Source organism: Cellulomonas sp. CW35 (assembly GCF_052378485.1).
Lineage (GTDB): Bacteria > Actinomycetota > Actinomycetes > Actinomycetales > Cellulomonadaceae > Cellulomonas > Cellulomonas uda.
Genome location: NZ_CP199000.1, coordinates 1,698,568 through 1,714,710, shown reverse-complemented (window position 1 = coordinate 1,714,710; position 16,143 = coordinate 1,698,568). Strand labels below are relative to the sequence as shown.

At 73.5% G+C, this 16,143-nt stretch carries 13 protein-coding genes, 1 tRNA gene and 1 pseudogene; 3 read left to right on the top strand and 12 right to left on the bottom strand.

Annotation, left to right across the window (positions count from 1 at the left end):
- Positions 1-21: 21 nt before the first annotated feature.
- Positions 22-1,326: an ABC transporter substrate-binding protein gene (locus tag ACT17Q_RS07895; protein ID WP_094180089.1), complete on the bottom strand. Its 1,305-nt coding sequence runs from the start codon at positions 1,324-1,326 to the stop codon at positions 22-24.
- A 250-nt stretch (positions 1,327-1,576) separates the two neighbouring features.
- Here ACT17Q_RS07895 and ACT17Q_RS07890 point away from each other — a divergent pair, with 250 nt between their 5' ends.
- Entirely contained in the window at positions 1,577-2,350 is a 774-nt protein-coding gene (locus ACT17Q_RS07890; RefSeq protein ID WP_444665306.1) for an endonuclease/exonuclease/phosphatase family protein, read from the top strand.
- Positions 2,351-2,414: 64 nt separating this feature from the next.
- Here the strand turns inward: ACT17Q_RS07890 and ACT17Q_RS07885 are convergent, their stop codons facing one another.
- Positions 2,415-3,038 (bottom strand): ANTAR domain-containing response regulator, encoded by a 624-nt coding sequence (locus tag ACT17Q_RS07885; RefSeq protein ID WP_232514760.1) that lies wholly within the window; start codon positions 3,036-3,038, stop codon positions 2,415-2,417.
- 163 nt (positions 3,039-3,201) lie between these two features.
- Between ACT17Q_RS07885 and ACT17Q_RS07880 the strand changes: the two genes are divergently transcribed.
- Positions 3,202-3,275 (top strand) — tRNA-Leu (locus ACT17Q_RS07880).
- A gap of 68 nt (positions 3,276-3,343) precedes the next feature.
- Here ACT17Q_RS07880 and ACT17Q_RS07875 read toward each other — a convergent pair.
- The 10 genes and pseudogenes from ACT17Q_RS07875 to ACT17Q_RS07830 all read right to left on the bottom strand — a co-directional run.
- A pseudogene (locus tag ACT17Q_RS07875) lies at positions 3,344-3,526 on the bottom strand (DUF1269 domain-containing protein); the annotation flags it as partial.
- A 260-nt stretch (positions 3,527-3,786) separates the two neighbouring features.
- Entirely contained in the window at positions 3,787-4,653 is an 867-nt protein-coding gene (locus tag ACT17Q_RS07870) for a shikimate dehydrogenase (protein WP_444665305.1), read from the bottom strand.
- Complete coding sequence (gene mltG, locus ACT17Q_RS07865; protein WP_444665304.1) at positions 4,650-5,819, bottom strand: endolytic transglycosylase MltG; 1,170 nt, start codon at positions 5,817-5,819, stop codon at positions 4,650-4,652. Before mltG (ACT17Q_RS07865) ends, ACT17Q_RS07870 begins: the two co-directional genes overlap by 4 nt.
- A gap of 96 nt (positions 5,820-5,915) precedes the next feature.
- Positions 5,916-7,151, bottom strand: a complete 1,236-nt coding sequence (gene mltG, locus ACT17Q_RS07860) for an endolytic transglycosylase MltG (RefSeq protein ID WP_444665303.1) — start codon at positions 7,149-7,151, stop codon at positions 5,916-5,918.
- Positions 7,148-7,774 carry a Holliday junction resolvase RuvX gene (gene ruvX, locus ACT17Q_RS07855; RefSeq protein WP_141322107.1) on the bottom strand — a complete coding sequence of 209 codons (627 nt, stop codon included), beginning with the start codon at positions 7,772-7,774 and terminating at the stop codon, positions 7,148-7,150. The genes mltG (ACT17Q_RS07860) and ruvX overlap by 4 nt, the downstream gene beginning before the upstream one ends.
- On the bottom strand, positions 7,774-10,470 hold the full coding sequence (gene alaS, locus ACT17Q_RS07850; RefSeq protein WP_444665302.1) for an alanine--tRNA ligase: 2,697 nt from the start codon (positions 10,468-10,470) through the stop codon (positions 7,774-7,776). Before alaS ends, ruvX begins: the two co-directional genes overlap by 1 nt.
- Positions 10,471-10,559: 89 nt before the next feature.
- Positions 10,560-10,952, bottom strand: coding sequence for a hypothetical protein (locus ACT17Q_RS07845; protein WP_444665301.1), 393 nt, complete (start codon positions 10,950-10,952; stop codon positions 10,560-10,562).
- The gene (locus tag ACT17Q_RS07840; RefSeq protein WP_094180097.1) at positions 10,952-11,320 is read right to left on the bottom strand and encodes a DUF948 domain-containing protein; all 369 of its coding nucleotides are present in this window, start codon (positions 11,318-11,320) and stop codon (positions 10,952-10,954) included. Before ACT17Q_RS07840 ends, ACT17Q_RS07845 begins: the two co-directional genes overlap by 1 nt.
- 142 nt (positions 11,321-11,462) lie before the next feature.
- Complete coding sequence (gene rpsD, locus ACT17Q_RS07835; RefSeq protein ID WP_094180098.1) at positions 11,463-12,089, bottom strand: 30S ribosomal protein S4; 627 nt, start codon at positions 12,087-12,089, stop codon at positions 11,463-11,465.
- Positions 12,090-12,317: 228 nt separating this feature from the next.
- Entirely contained in the window at positions 12,318-13,715 is a 1,398-nt protein-coding gene (locus ACT17Q_RS07830) for a replication-associated recombination protein A (RefSeq protein ID WP_444665300.1), read from the bottom strand.
- Positions 13,716-13,854: 139 nt separating this feature from the next.
- On the opposite strand from ACT17Q_RS07830, the gene ACT17Q_RS07825 reads away from it, so the two are divergent.
- Positions 13,855-16,089, top strand: coding sequence for an MMPL family transporter (locus ACT17Q_RS07825; protein ID WP_268534267.1), 2,235 nt, complete (start codon positions 13,855-13,857; stop codon positions 16,087-16,089).
- Positions 16,090-16,143 lie beyond the last annotated feature (54 nt).

Below are 16,143 nucleotides of genomic sequence, written 5' to 3'. Positions count from 1 at the left end.
CGCAGGTCGGCTCGACGAGGGTCAGCCCTCGACGGAGCCCTCCACGGCCTTCTTCCACGTGATCGTGTTGTCGTCGTTGTAGCCGTAGATCCCGATGAACGCCGACGACGGGTCGTTGTCCTCGTTGAACGGACCGGCGCCCGAGACCGCCTCGTAGTCGATGTCCTCACCCGCGGTCACCAGGTCGGCGCACTCCTTCCAACCGGTGCACTTCGTGCCGCCGTCGGCGCCGGACACGGCCGCCATGTTCTCCTGGATCGTCGCGCCGTCGACGCCGCCGCCCTTGAGCGCCGCGAGGGCGACGAGGATCGCCGCGTCGTACGACTCGGGGCCGTACGCGTAGTCCGTCAGGTCGGGGTCGACCTCGAGCATGCGCGCCTTGAAGTCGTCGTTCGGGTACGACCCGGGGATCGTGCCCTGCGACGTCCACGCGGCGAGCGTGCCGGCCTCGAAGTCCTTCGAGTAGTCGGCCGTGTTGCCGTCGACCATGTAGATGCGACCCTCGTAGCCCGCCGCGACGAGCTCGGGGACGATCGACTTGGTCTGCTCGAACGCGATGATCGCGATCGCCTCGGGCGCGCCGCCGTTGTTCGACGTCATGACGCCCGCGACCGGGTCGGCGAACGAGGACGACGTCGGGTCGAACTCCTCGTCCTTGTTGCCGTACGTGACGGTCGCGCCGGCGGCCTCCACCGTCGACTTCACCACGTCGCGCAGCGACGTGCCGTACTCCTCGTTGAAGACGAGGATCCCGAGGCTCGTCACGCCGTCGTCGAGGATGAGGTTGCCGAGCGCCGAGCCCTGGACCGTGTCCGGCGGCGCGGTGCGGAAGTAGAAGTCGCTGTACCCCGACAGGCTCGTCGCCGTGTTCGCCGGCGAGACCATGACGACCTTCGCGTTGGTGATGTCGTCGACGACGAGCTGCGTGACGGACGAGGACGCGGCGCCGATGACGGCCTGCACGCCCTTCGACTGCAGGTCGGTCCACGACTGCGGAGCGACGTCACCGTGGTCGGCGTCCGAGGAGTCGGCGTGGTGCACGACCACGTCCTTGCCGTTGACGCCGCCGTTCTCGTTGATCTCCTGCACCGCGAGGTCGACACCCGCGATCTCGGGCGGGCCGAGGTAGGCGAGCGAACCGGTCTGCGGCAGCAGCGTGCCGATGACGAGCTCGCCGTCGCCGCCACCGCCGGTCGGCGCGGCGGACGTGCCGGCGGCGCCGGGCGTCTCGTCGTCCGAGCCGCCGTCCGACCCGCATGCGGTCAGGGCCAGGGCGACTGCGCCGGCGAGGGCCGCGGCCCTCATCGCGTGATGAGAACGAACCATGGGCGTTCCAACCTCTCCGTGAGGGGTGCGTCCGGGATGCCGGTGGAGTCCGGTTCCCGTACAACGTGACGCGACGGTAACCATGGTTTGTATCCGGAATGTGTCCGCCAAGATCGCGCACCGCTTCGTTGCCAAGTCGTGATGAAACGGATCACTCGAACGGCCCTGCCCGCGAGGCGAGACGGCCGATCTCGCCACGGAAGACGCCGCGTGCCGCGCGCGCCGGCCCGCCGCCGAGCAGAATCGACCCGTGCGACTCGCGACCTTCAACGTCCAGCACGGCCGGACGGCCGACGACCGCCGCGTCGACGTCGCGCGGTTCGCCCGCGCGGTCCGCGACCTCGACGCCGACGTGCTGGCGCTCCAGGAGGTCGACCACCGTCAGCTGCGTTCCGGCCGAGCGGACCTCACCGCTGTCGCCGCGCAGGCCGGCGGCGCCCGCGACGCGCGACTGGCCGTCACCCTGCGTGGCCCGGTGGGTCTGTGGCGCGAGCCGCGCGACGAGGCGGCGCCGCGGGGTGCCGCGTACGGGGTGGCGTTGGTGTCCCGCTTCCCCGTGCTCGACTGGCGCACGGTGCGGCTCCCCCGGCGCCCGGGCGTGACCTGGACCCGACGCCCCGGCAGGCTTCCGCGCCCGCACCACGACCACCCGCGCGCCGCTCTCGTCGGGGTGCTGGACACGCCGGACGGGCCGCTGACCGTCGCGTGCGTGCACCTGTCGTTCCTCGCGGGGCAGAACACGGTCCAGGCGCGGCACCTCGCGCGTGAGCTCGCGGACCTGCCGCGCCCGCTCGTCGTCCTGGGCGACCTCAACGTCGGCCCCGCGACCGCGCGGGCCGCGACCGGCCTGCGCTCGCTCGCGGACGCACCGACCTACCCGGTGCACGCCCCCACCGCACAGATCGACCACGTCCTCGCCGAGGGCGACGTCCACCCGACCGGCCCCGGCCGCAGCGTGGACACCGGCCTGTCCGACCACCGCGCGCTCGTCGTCGACGTGCGCCTCGGGCCCCCGGCCCCCTGACGACGACGTCCCCGCCGCGGCCGGCCGGAGCCGTCGCGACGGGGACGTCGTGGAGTGCGGGGAGTCAGGCGCCGCCGACCTGCTCGATGACCGCGTCGGCCACCTCGCGCATCGTCAGGCGCCGGTCCATCGAGGTCTTCTGGATCCACCGGAACGACTCCGGCTCCGTCAGCCCCATCTTCGTCATGAGCAGGCCCTTGGCCCGGTCCACGCGCTTGCGGGTCTCGAACCGCTCCGCCAAGTCGGCGACCTCGGACTCGAGCGCGCTGATCTGCGCGTACCGGGAGATCGCGATCTCGACCGCGGGAAGCAGGTCGGCCGGGCTGAAGGGCTTGACCACGTACGCCATCGCGCCGGCGTCGCGCGCCCGCTCGACGAGCTCCGTCTGCGAGAACGCCGTGAGCAGCACCACGGGGGCCACGTGCTCCTTGGCGATCCGCTCGGCCGCGGAGATCCCGTCGAGGACCGGCATCTTGACGTCCATCACGACGACGTCCGGCTTCAGCTCGGTCGCGAGCGCGACCGCCTGCTCGCCGTCCCCGGCCTCACCCACGACGTCGAACCCACCGTCGCGCAGCGTCTCGACGACGTCCATGCGGATGAGCGCCTCGTCCTCGGCGACGACGGCACGCCGCGCCGGGCGCGCGCCCGTCGGCGCGCTCGCGGAGCCCGTGTCGGGGAGGTCCACGGCGTCGGAGCTCGCCTGGGCGGGGTCGGTGCTGGCGTCCTTGGTCACGGACACAGCGTAATGGCCCGCGGTCCGCTCGCACCGCGCGCGCGCCGTGTGACACCGTTCACGCGCGGCCGGGCGCCGTCCGGGTCGAGGACATGCGCCGATATGCTGGCGACCGGCCCCGATAGCCCAACCGGCAGAGGCGTTCGGCTCAAACCCGATCCAGTGTGGGTTCGAATCCCACTCGGGGCACCGCACGAGAGCACGACCACGACCACGTCCCGCAGCCGTTCGCCGAGGCGGTCCATGTCCGCGCCCTCGGTCACGGCGCACAGCAACGACGTCCCCTCGGTGAGCTGGGAGCGGATGCTCTCCAGGTCCTCCTCCGGGATGCCGACCCCCGCGACCGACTTCGCGACGGCACCCACTCCCGCGCCGACCGCGACGCCGAGCAGCGGGGCGAAGAACAGCCCGCCGAACAGCAGACCCCAGAACGCACCCACGCCGTGCCGCGCTTCGTGTCGTCCCGCGCGTGGTGCAGCTCGGGGCGCTGCTCACCCTGCGGCCAGCTGATCACGGCGTGGTCGACGAGCGTCACCAGGCCGTCGGTCTGCGCCGCCTCGAGCGCGACGACGGCCTTGGCCGCGCCGTCGTCGGTCTCGAACTTCCACGCCGTGAACGTCGTCATCGCGGCCTCCGTGCCGGTCCATGTCGGTCCAACCCCGACGGTCGCCATCGTCGGCGCGCGGCCCATGGCGTGCCATCACCCCGCGGGGGTGATCTCCAACGCGGACCGCAGGGCGCGGTCCATCGCCGCGACGGGGCCCGGGTGCCCGGTCATGAGACGGACCTGCTCGGCGGCCTGGTGCAGCAGCATCCGCTCGCCGCCCACCGCGACGCCACCGAGCGTCACCCACCGCGCGTGCAGGGCCGTGGGTCGCGGGTCGTACGCGACGTCGAGCAGCACCCCGCGGGGCGCTCGGTCGAGGCGCTCGGCGATCGCGTCCGCCGCGCGCGGCGGGAGCGTGGAGACGACGACGTCCGCGGCGAGCCCGAGGGCGGGCGCGTCGTCGAGCGGACGCAGGACCGGCTCGACGCCCATGCGGTGCGCCGCGCGCAGCACCGCGCCGGCACGCGCGACCGAGCGGACGAGCACACGCGGGGTGGTGCAGCCCAGCTCGGCGAGCGCGGCAAGGGTCGACGAGGCGGTCGCGCCGGCACCGAGCACGACGGCGTCCCGCACCGCGGTCCCCGGGACGAGCCCCTCGCGCAGCGCGGCGACCAGCCCGTGCACGTCGGTGTTCGCGCCGACGAGCGACCGGCCCGGACCGGTGCCTTGCAGCAGCACGGTGTTCACGGCCCCGACGACCTGTGCGAGCGGCTCCACGTGGTCGAGCAACGGGATAACCGTCTGCTTGAGCGGCATCGTCAGGCTGAGTCCGGCCCACTCGTCGGACAGCCCTGCGACGAACCCCTCGAGCTGCGTCTCCGTGACGTCGCACGCCTCGTAGGTCCAGTCGTCGAGGCCGAGGGCCGCGTACGCGGCCCGGTGCAGCGTGGGCGACAACGAGTGACCGACGGGGTGCCCCAGGACGGCGGCGCGGCGTCGGACGACCTGCGTCGTGCTCACTGCGGGTTCTCGGCGAGCCACTCGTTCATCGCCGCGACGCACTGCCCGTGCTCGGCCTCGGTCACGCTGAACCACGTCTCGCCGGTCTCGAGGTTCACCGTGCACCAGTACATCCAGTCGCCCTCGGCCGGGTGCATGACGGCGCTGATGGACGCCTTCCCCGGCGACGCGATCGGCGTCGGCGGCAGACCCTTGAGCCGGCGCAGGTTGTACGGGTTGGAGGTGTCCTCGAGCATGGCCTTCGTCAGCTCGGTCCCCTTGACGCCCGCGCCGTACGCGACGGCCGCGTCGATGTCGAGGCGCCAGTCCTGCGCGAGGCGATTCTCGATCGTCCGTGCGATCTTGGGGCGGTCGTCGTCGAGCTTGCCCTCACGCTCCACCAGGGACGCCTTGATGAGCGTGGTCTCCCACTGGTCCTCGGGCACCCCGAGGTCGGTGAGCACCTGCACGGTCTTGGTGACCATCGCCGTCAGGACGCCGGCCGCGTCGTCGTCGGGCTGGATCGCGTACGTCGCGGGGTACAGCCACCCCTCGAGCTCGCCGTCCGCCTGCGCGGGCAGGCCGATCGCGGACCCGTCGCCGACGACCTTCTCGACGGACTCCACCGACGTGCCGAGCGCGTCGGCGACCAGCGCGAGGATCTGCGAGGCGCGCCTGCCCTCGGGCACGACCAGCTTCTCCTCGACGCGCGTCGCGGGGTTCAGCAGGGCCGTCACGGCGTCCGCCGCAGGGATCTCGAGCAGCATCGAGTACGTGCCGGGCTGGATGCCGGTCGCACCGGGCGTCGAGTCGTAGGCATCGACGAACGCCCCCACGGAGGCGACCACGCCCGCGTCCTTCAGGGTCTGGCCGATGGCCTGCCCCGAGTCGCCGGGGTTGACCTGGATCTCCACGGAGCCGTGTCCCGGGCCCGGGAAGTCCGTCGCCGTCGCGACCTTGGAGTCGCCACCCAGCATGTCGCCGAGCATCGACCAGACGAGGTAGCCCGCCCCGCCGACGAGCACGAGCACGACGAGCACGACCCATGTCGTGCGACGCCGGCGCGCCTTGCGCACGCGCGCCTGCTTGCGGCGGTCACGGCTGTCGCGGCGCGTGGCACGAGCCTGCGGCGCCTCGCCGCCGTCCGGGCGTGCGGGGGCCCACCACTCGGTCTGACTCTCGCTCACGTCGGGTTCTCCCCATCGTCGGCCGTCTGCACGGTCGGGTCTGCCGGTCCGGGACGGGGGCGAGCCCACGTCACGGCCGTCGTCCTGCTCGTCGTCTCACTCGTCCTTCGCGGCGTCGATCTGCGCGACCATCTCCTGGAACTCGTCGTACGTCACCGCGAACACCGTCTCGCCCGTCTCGGCGTCGACCATCGTCCAGAACAGCCAGTCGCCGTCGGCGGGCGCGAGCACCGCGTCGAGCGAGGCTGCGCCGGGCGTCGCGATCGGCGTCGGCGGCAGACCGAGGTTCACGTACGTGTTGTAAGGGTTGCCGGTGTCGGCGCGCATCGCCTCGGTCGGCGGGGACGTGGTCCCCGCGCCGTAGGAGACCGTCGCCGGGATCTCGAGCGGCCGTTCCTTCTCGAGCCGGTTCTCGATGAGCCGGGCGAACGTCGCACGCGTCGAGTCCACCGTCATCTCCCGCTGGACCAGCGAGGCCTTGGTGAGCACCGACTGCCACACGTCCGGGTCGACCCCGCGGTCGGTGAGGTCCTTGACGGTGCGCGCGACGAGCTGGCCGAGCACCTTCGCCGCGCCGGCGTCGGACGGGACCTCGTACGTGCCGGCCGCGAGCCACCCCTCGACCTTGCCGCCCGCCTGCGGGGGCAGACCGATGGCCTCCGGGTCCTGGGCCGCCGCCTGCAGGTCCGCGAGCGGGATGGTCGTCTTCTCGGAGACCTTCGCCAGGATCTGCCACGACGCCAGCCCCTCGGGGAGCGTCACCGTCAGGGACGCCTTGCTCGCCGGGTCGAGCAGCGCCGCGACCGCGTCGGCGGAGCTCATCTCGAGCGCGAGCTCGTAGGTACCCGGTGCGATCTCGCCCGCGTCCTGCGACGTGTACACCTCGGCGAACACGTCCGCGTCGGCGACCACACCGGCCTCGACGAGCGCCGCACCGATCGCGGCCGCACCGGAGTCCGCCTCGATCGTGACCCGCACCGAGCCGTGGCCCGGTCCCGAGAAGTCGGAGACCTTGCGCACCGCCTGCGTGCCGGCGGGCTCGTCGTCGCCCGCGAGCAGCGAGGCCACGACGTAGCCGGCACCGCCCAGCAGGGCGAGCACGACGAGCGTCACGACGAGCGTGCGGCGCCGCCCCTCCTGACGCTCGCGCTCCTGCCGGTCACGGCCCGAGCGGCGGTCCCGGCGCGACGGCGGCTGCGTCCGGGCCGCGTGGTCGGGCGCGCGGTCGGACGCGCGGTCGGACGCGGGGCCGGCCGCGGGGTCGGGCGCGGGAGTGGCGACCCGGGGCGGAGCCCCGTCCGTCGTCCACCACTGCGTCTGGCTGCCCGTCACGTCCGCGTCGCTCCACCGTCGTCCGTCGCGTCGCCCACAGCCCCCTGACCCGTCGGGCCGAGCGACGGGTCCACCTCGACCCGTTCTCCGGGACGACGTCCCGTCGCACGCTCGGCGTCCAACGCGTACTGCAGGATCACCACCGCGGCGGCCTGGTCGACCACGTCGCGGTGGCGGCGCCCGGATCGGCCGGACGCCCACAGCGCCTGATGCGCGGACACCGTGCTCATCCGCTCATCGACCAACCGCACCTCGATCGGTGCGACGGCCTGCGCCAGTGTGCCAGCGTACGCGCGCGCGGAGTGTGAGGACGAGCTTTCCGCCCCCGAAAGGTGGCGTGGCAACCCGACGTACACACACCTCGCACAACGTTCGCGCGCCTCTCGCACGACCCGGGCGAGGTCCTTCGGCAGCCGCCCCGGACGGGTGCGACCGTCGCGGGCGAGCGTCTCCACGGGCGTCGCGAGCATCCCGTCGGGGTCGCTGGCCGCGAGGCCGACCCGGACGGTACCCACGTCCACCGCGAGCCGCGGACCCCGCGCGAGCGCGTCGTGCGCGACGTCGTCCGGCGTCCCCGGGCCGGGAGTCCCGTGCCCGGGGGCGCCGGACGGCGCGTACGCCATCAGGACGCGACCGCGGTCCGCACCGCGGCGAGCGCGTCGGTGAGCCGGTCGGCGTCCGAGCCGCCGCCCTGCGCGAGGTCGTCCTTGCCGCCGCCGCCGCCACCGAGGACCTGCGAGGCCGTGCGGACGAGCGCACCCGCCCGGAGGCCGGCCTCACGCGCCGCGGCGTTCGTCGCGACGACGACGACCGGGCGGCCCTTGGCGACGCCACCGACTGCGACGACGCTCGGTGCCGAGTCCCCGAGCCGCGACCGCACGTCGAGCACCAGGGTGCGCAGGTCGTCGGGCGACTGCTCCCCCGCGTCGTACGCGACCACGCGCGTCACGCCGACCTGCTCGGCGCCCGAGGCGAGCGAGCCGGCCAGCGCGAGGACCTGTGCCTGACGCAGCGCGGCGAGCTCCTTCTCCGACTCCTTGAGCTTGGTCATGAGCCCGGAGACGCGCTCCGCGAGCTCGTCCGGCCGCGCGCCCAGCAGACCCGAGAGCTGGCCGACGAGCGCGCGCTCCTTGGCCTGGTAGCCGTACGCGCCCGCGCCGACGAGCGCGTCGACACGCCGCACACCCGAGCCGATCGCGGACTCCGACAGCAGCGTGACCAGGCCCAGCTCGCCCGACCGGCGCACGTGCGTGCCCGCGCAGAGCTCGAGCGACCAGTCGCCGCCGATCGACACGACCCGCACCTCGTTGCCGTACTTCTCGCCGAACAGCGCCATCGCACCCATCGCGCGTGCCTCGTCGATCGGCTTGATCGAGTCGGTGACCTCGAGGTCGTCCTGCAGGCGCTCGTTGACGCGCGCCTCGATCTCGGCGACGACGTCGGCCGGGGTCGCGGACGGCGAGCGGAAGTCGAAGCGCAGCCGGCTGGGCGCGTTCAGCGAGCCGGCCTGCGTCGCGGACTCGCCGAGCGACTCGTGCAGCGCCTTGTGCACCAGGTGCGTCGCGGTGTGCGCACGAGCGATCGCCTGCCGCCGGCCGGTGTCGATCGACGCGGTACCCGGCTCGCCGAGCGTCACCGTGCCGTCCACGAGCCGACCGTGGTGCACCGACAGGCCCTTGAGCGGCGCCTGCACGTCGTCGACCTCGATGCGCGCGCCGTTGTCCAGCACGATCGTGCCGTGGTCGGCCTGCTGGCCACCGGCCTCCGCGTAGAACGGGGTGACGTCCAGCACCACCTCGACGTCCGCGGGAGCCGTCGCGGCGGGGGCGGGCACGCCGTCGACGAGCAGCCCGACGACCGTCGAGCGCGCCTGCGCGTCGGTGTACCCGACGAACGTCACGGGCTTGGCCGTCTCCGACGCGAGGGTCTGGTGCAGGTCCTGGTACGCCGCGAGGTTCGCGTGCCCCGCGCGCTTGGCGAGCGCGTCGGCGCGGGCGCGCGAGCGCTGCTCCGCCATGAGCGTGCGGAACGCCTCGCGATCGACGTCGACGCCGTGCTCCTCCGCCATCTCGAGCGTGAGGTCGATCGGGAAGCCGTACGTGTCGTGCAGCTGGAACGCGTCGGCGCCCGAGAGCACGGGACGCGCGCCGGTCTCGGCCGGTGCGCTCGCCTTGGCGCCCGCGACGGCGGTGTCGAGGATCGTCGTGCCCGCCGCGAGCGTCCGGCGGAACGCCTCCTCCTCCGCGTACGCGACCTGGCTGATGCGGTCGAAGTCGCGCTCGAGCTCCGGGTAGGAGTCCCTCATCGCGTCGCGGCTCATGGGGAGCAGGACCGGCAGCGCCGGGTCGTCCACGCCCAGCAGGCGCATCGCGCGGATCGAGCGGCGCAGCAGGCGGCGCAGCACGTAGCCCCGGCCCTCGTTCGACGGCGTCACGCCGTCGCCCATGAGCATGAGCCCCGAGCGCACGTGGTCGGCCACGACCCGCATGCGCACGTCGTCGTCGTGGTCGGCGCCGTAGCGGCGGCCGGACATCTGCACCGCGCCGTCGATGACGGGACGCACCTGGTCGATCTCGTACAGGTTGTCGACGCCCTGCAGCAGGTACGCGACGCGCTCCAGGCCCATGCCCGTGTCGATGTTCTTCTGCTTGAGGTCGCCGAGGATCGGGAACGACTCCTTGGTGCCGCCGTTGTCCCGCTCGTACTGCATGAACACGAGGTTCCAGATCTCGAGGTACCGGTCCTCGTCCACGACCGGGCCGCCCTCCGCGCCGTACTGCGGACCGCGGTCGACGTAGATCTCCGAGCACGGGCCCGCCGGGCCGCGCGCACCCGTGGACCAGAAGTTGTCCTTCATGCCACGGCGCTGGATGCGCTCGTCGGGCAGGCCGGCGATGCGCTTCCACAGCGCAGCCGCCTCGTCGTCGTCGTGGAAGACCGTCACCCAGATCGAGTCGGGGTCGAAGCCGTACCCGCCGTCCGCCTGGCTGCCCGTGACGAGCTCCCAGGCGTACGTGATCGCGCCCTCCTTGAAGTAGTCCCCGAAGGAGAAGTTCCCGTTCATCTGGAAGAACGTGCCGTGCCGGGTGGTCTTGCCGACCTCCTCGATGTCGAGGGTGCGCACGCACTTCTGCACGCTGGTGGCGCGCGGCCACGGCGACGTCTGCTCCCCGAGCATGTACGGGATGAACGGCACCATGCCCGCGATCACGAACAATGTCGACGGGTCGGGCGAGATGAGCGGGGCCGACGGCACGACCGCGTGGCCGCGGGCGGAGAAGAAGTCGAGCCAACGCTGGCGGATCTCGGCGGTACGCATGATGTCCTCGGGGTCGTGACGGTGGGCCTGGCGGCCCGGGGGTGCTGCCGCGCGACGAGCGCGGCCGGGGTCTTTGGGGTCTGGTCCGGTCAGAAGAACGACGCGTCGGCGTCGTCGTCCGGGTCGTCGAGTGGTCCGGCCCAGCCGGGCGGCACGCGCCGCTCGCGCTGCGGGCCACGGCGGGCACCGCCACGCGCGTCGTCCCACGCGGAGCGCAGCTCGGCGGCACGCCGGCCGGCCCCGGCGCGGACCTCGTCGATGTCCACGTCGCCGACGAGCTCTCGGCGCAGCTGCGTCTCACGCTCCGCCATGCCGGCCGCGAACTCGTGGCGCGCGGTCGCGAACGCGCGCGTGAGGGACGTCGCGCCCGCCACGACCTCGGTCGTGCCCTGCGGCAGGTACGCCTCGGCGACCGCCCGGCCCTTGCGGATCACGACGACGGTGACGGCGACACCGACGCCGACCCAGAACAGCCGGCGCATCAGCGGACCTTGCGCGCCCCGGCGGCGAACCCGCCGAACGCGCGTCGCACGCCGTACGAGAAGGCGGCGACCTTGACCATCGGGCCCCCGACGGTGGCCGCGAACAGCGCGGTGAGCGCCGACACGTTCTGCGACACCTGCGCGGCGGCGGTCGTGACCTTGTCGACGTTGTCGAGCTGGCCGTTCGAGGACGCGACGAGCTGGGCCGCCTCGTCGAGCACCGGCACCGTGTGGTCCGTGAGCTCCTTGACCGAGCTGCGCGTCTCGTCCAGCACACGCCCCAGCTTCAGCAGCGGGACCGCGAGCAGGCCCACGAGCAGCACGAAGGCGATGGCCGCGACCAGCCCCGCGACGTCTGAGACCGACATCCCTCGTCCTTCCTCGATGACTGTTGCACCCTACCCGTGCGGCGTGCGCGAGCACGCACCCGGGCGTCCGCGTCGGCGGAGCACGACGGAGCCCCGCCGCGCAGGTCGCGCGACGGGGCTCCGTGACGTGGTACGAGCTGCGTCAGCGGGCGTAGTACTCGACGACGAGCTGGACCTCGCAGGTCACGGGGACCTCGGCGCGCTTCGGGTCGCGGACCAGGACGGCCGACAGCTTCTCGAGCTGGACGTCGAGGTAGCCCGGGACGGCCGGCAGCACGTCGCGGTGCGCGCCCGCGGCGGCGACCTGGAACGGCGTGGTCGCCTGGCTCTTCGGCTTGACCTGGATGGTCTGGCCGACCTTCACGCGGAACGACGGGCGGTCGACGATCTTGCCGTCGACGAGGATGTGACGGTGCGTCACGGCCTGGCGCGCCTGCAGGATCGTGCGGGCGAAGCCCGAGCGCAGGACGAGCGCGTCGAGACGCGTCTCGAGGATCTCGACGAGCGCCTCACCGGTCAGGCCCGGGGCCTTGCGGGCGTCCTGGTACGCACGCGCGAGCTGCTTCTCGCGGAGCGCGTACTGCGCGCGCAGACGCTGCTTCTCACGCAGACGGACCGCGTAGTCCGACTCGGTGCGGCGACGCGCGCGGCCGTGCTCACCGGGCGGGTAGGGGCGCTTCTCGAAGTGCTTGACGGCCTTGGGCGTCAGGGCCAGGCCGAGGGCGCGGCTCAGGCGGACCTGGCGGCGCGAACGGGTCACACTGCTCACAGCTGTACTTCCTGTCGTGTTCGTTGACGTCACGCCCGACGGACGGTGGTCCGTCGGCGTGGGGCCGACCTTCGAGGGACGCGACCGCGCTCTGCTGCCGCCGCGGCGTCCTGGCTAAGGCCCCAGGGTGGTCCTGCACGACGCCCGCCGAAGGCACGGCGACGCACATGACCGGTCAACCTTACCCGGCGGGAGCACGCCACGACGAATCCGCCCCTGGGAGGTGCGTCACGGCCCGAGGATCTGGCGGATCCGGTCGAGGCGGTCCGCGACCTGGCGCTCGTACCCGCGGTCGGTCGGCTCGTAGTACCGGGAGCCGACGAGCTCGTCGGGCAGGTACTGCTGCGCGGCCACGCCGTGCGGCTCGTCGTGCGCGTACACGTACCCCTGACCGTGACCGTGCTGCTTCGCACCCGGGTAGTGCGCGTCGCGCAGGTGCGTCGGCACGGAACCGAGGCGCCCCGCCCGCACGTCCGCCAGCGCACGGTCCACTCCCACGTACGCCGCGTTGGACTTCGGCGCCGTCGCGAGGTGCACGACCGCCTCGGCGAGCACGATCCGCGCCTCGGGCATGCCGATGAGCTGCACGGCCTGCGCCGCGGCGACCGCGGTCTGCAGCGCGCTCGGGTCCGCCATGCCGACGTCCTCGGCGGCCGCGATGACGATGCGCCGCGCGATGAACCGCGGGTCCTCCCCCGCGGCGATCATCCGCGCGAGGTAGTGCAGCGAGGCGTCCACGTCCGAGCCGCGCATCGACTTGATGAACGCGCTGATGACGTCGTAGTGCTGGTCGCCGTCCCGGTCGTAGCGCACCGCCGCGACGTCGATCGCGCGCTCGACGGTCGCCAGGTCGACCGGCACGGGGACCGGCTGACCAGCGGTGTCCGGGTCGGTGGCGGGGACGCGCTCGTCGTCGCTCAGCGCCGCGCCCGCGGCGGCCTCGAGGATCGTCAGCGCCTTGCGCGCGTCGCCGCCCGCCAACCGCAGCAGGTGCTCCTCGGCCTCCTCGGCGAGCTCGACGCTCCCGGCGAGACCACGCTCGTCGGCCACCGCCCGCCGCACGAGCGCCCGCACGTCCTCGACCCCCAGCGGCTGGAGGGTGAGCAGCAGGGAGCGCGACAGCAACGGCGAGTTCACGGAGAACGACGGGTTCTCCGTGGTCGCCGCGACGAGGGTGACCCACCGGTTCTCGACGCTCGGCAGCAGCGCGTCCTGCTGGGCCTTGGTGAACCGGTGCACCTCGTCGATGAACAGGACCGTCTCGTCCCCGCCCGCGGCGAGCCGGCGCCGCGCGTCGTCCACGACCTGCCGCACGTCCTTCACGCCCGCCGTCACCGCGGACAGCTCGACGAACCGGCGGCCCGACGTCGCGGCGACCAGGTACGCGAGCGTCGTCTTGCCCGTGCCCGGAGGGCCCCACAGTACGACGGACGACGGCGCGGCCCGGCGCTCCGAGTCCCCCGCGGGCTCCACCAGCCGGCGCAGCGGCGACCCGGGGACGAGCAGGTGCGACTGGCCGGCGACCTCCTCGAGCGAGCGCGGGCGCATCCGCACGGCGAGGGGAGCCCCCGCCGACGGCGCGGGGACGCCGGCGGCCGTCGAGCTGACCGCGTCGAACAGGTCCATGCGCGCAGCGTACGTCGCGGCGCCCACGCGTCCGGGCGGGTCCGCCGGCCGACGCTCGGGGTCGCGCGCCGGCACCCCCTCGTCCACAGCGCGGCGCGCTGGTGTGCGCGCCCGTCCCAGGACCTGCGACCATGGCGCCGTGTTCGCCCGACTCGGCCGCCTCGTCGCGCACCGTCCCCGCACCGTCGTCGTCGTGTGGCTCGTCCTCGCCGCGCTCGGCTACGCGTTCGCGGTCGTCGGTGTCCAGGGCGAGTCCGTGTTCGACCGCGTGAGCACCGGAGAGCCCACCGTCCCGCGCTCCGAGAGCGTCCAGGGGCGCGACCTGCTCTACGCGTCGCAGGACGGCGGGACGTCCGTCACGCTCGTGGTCTCGGGGGTGGACCCCACCGATACGGGGCTCGGCGCCGCGCTCGAGGCCCCACGCCGCGACCTCGGGGCGATCCCCGGTGTCGAGTCCGTGATCGACCCGGTCGCGCTGCCCGGCGGGGTCGAGAACCCTGCGGCCGCGCCGCTGCTCGCGCGGTCGGGCGACGGGTTCCTCGTCGTCGTGGACCTCGACCCCGCGCTGCGGCCGACGGAACGCGACGCCGCGCTCGACGCGGTGGTCCGTCGGCTGGACCGGGTGCCGGACGACCTGCGCGAGGTCGCACCCGACGCCACCGGCGTCGTCGGCGGGTCACGGCTGATCGTGCAGGAGATCACCTCGCAGGTCCGCCAGGACCTGCGCACCGGTGAGGCCGTGACGCTGCCGCTCGCGCTCGTCGTCATGGTGCTGGTCTTCGGCGGCTTCCTCGCCGCCGCGATGCCGATGGCCGGCGCGCTCGCCTCGATCGCGGGCGGGCTCGCCGCCGTGCTCGGCCTCAGCCACGTCATGGACGTCGACTCGTCGGTCGTCAACGTCGTCACCGTGCTCGGTCTCGGCCTCTCGATCGACTACGGGCTCCTGATCGTGTCGCGCTTCCGCGAGGAGCTGCACCGCCTCGTCGACGACGACGGCGGACGGGCAGCACGGCGTCGCCGCGGCGACGGCGCCGTCGCGGCCGCCGTCGAGCGCACGATGGCGACCGCCGGGCGCACGGTCGCGTTCTCCGCCGTGACCGTCGCGATCGCCATCAGCGCGCTCCTGGTGTTCAGCCCCGACATCCTGCGGGCCATCGGCGCCGGTGGCGTGGCCGTCGTGCTCATCGCGGTCGCCACCGCGCTCACGCTCGTCCCCGCGCTCCTGACGCTCACCGGCCGACGTCTCCTGCGCCGGGGGCTGCTGTCCCGCGTCCCCGGCGTGCGCGCGGTCCTCGCCCGCACCGTGGACACCGCGAGCGAGGAGGGCGCGTTCTCGCGGCTCGCCGAGCGCGTGCAGCGCCACCCGTGGCGGTTCCTCGGCGGCGCCGTGCTCGTCCTGCTCGTCCTCGCGCTGCCGCTCACCCACCTCGAGCTGCGCAGCTCGACCACGGGCCTCCTGCCGCCCGCGAGCACGCAGCGGCAGTTCGTCGAGACGCTGGCCCGCGAGTACCCCGCCGCGGCGTCACCCGCGGTCACGGTCGTCGCCGAGACGTCTCTCGAGGCCGGCGACACCTGGGCGCAGGAGCTCGCCGCCCTCGACGGTGTCGCGTCGGTCGACCCGCCCACCGCGTCGGGTCCATACGTCGTGATCGGCGTCCGCCCGGACTCCGCCGACGCCGGCGGGAGCGTCGCGCGCGACGTCGTCACCGAGATCCGGTCGCTCGACCCGGGGTTCCCCACCTGGGTGACGGGCCAGGCCGCGTTCCAGATCGACTTCGTCGCGGCGCTCCAGGAGGACGCCCCGCTCGCCGTGCTCATCGTCGTCGTCGCGACCCTGCTGCTGCTGTTCCTCATGACCGGGTCCTTCGTGCTCCCCGTCAAGGCCCTGCTGACCAACGCGCTCTCGCTCGCGGCGTCCGTGGGCGTCCTCGTGTGGGCGTTCCAGGACGGCCATCTCGACGACCTGCTGGGCTTCATCTCGACCGGCGGCATCGAGACGTACGTGCTCGCGCTCGTCCTCGCGTTCGGCTTCGGGCTCGCGATGGACTACGAGGTCTTCCTGATCTCCCGCATCAAGGAGCTGCACGACCAGGGCCGCTCGACCGACGACGCCGTGCGACTCGGCCTGCAGCGCTCCGGCCGGATCATCACGTCCGCCGCGGCGATCATCATCCTGGTGTTCGCCGGCTTCATGGCGGGGCAGCTGCTCGTCATCAAGGAGGTCGGCTTCGCGCTCGCCGTCGCGGTCCTCATCGACGCGACGGTCGTCCGGCTCGTGCTCGTCCCCGCGACGATGACGGTGCTCGGCGAGGCCAACTGGTGGGCACCGCGGTGGGCCAGGCGCGTGCACGCGCGCCTGGCGATCACGCACTGAGAGCGGGACGACGATGCCGGTCACCGACCCGAGCGCCGGGACGTCGTCACGACC